Annotated in this window: 1 protein-coding gene; it reads right to left on the bottom strand. The window is 59.4% G+C overall.

The features are described from left to right. The coding region (locus AC0L21_RS38160; protein WP_473267172.1) for a hypothetical protein at positions 1-217 on the bottom strand (217 nt) is incomplete at both ends.

Consider the following 217-nt stretch of genomic DNA (forward strand, 5'->3'; position numbering starts at 1 on the left):
GCCAGGCAGCGTCAGCGAGACGGTCTGATGGTCGTAATAGCCCGTCGTGTGATAGGGCGTCAGCGCCGATGCACCGACCGTCATCAGCAGACTGTCGCCGGTGTTGATCGTGGCGTCAGTCGAGAGATAAATGCCCGTAGTCGACGACGCCGTCGCCGGCACATTACCGAAATTGACGGTATAAAGTTCGATCGACGTGCTGCCGCCAGCGGTTATC

This window comes from Bradyrhizobium sp. WSM4873 (assembly GCF_055811355.1).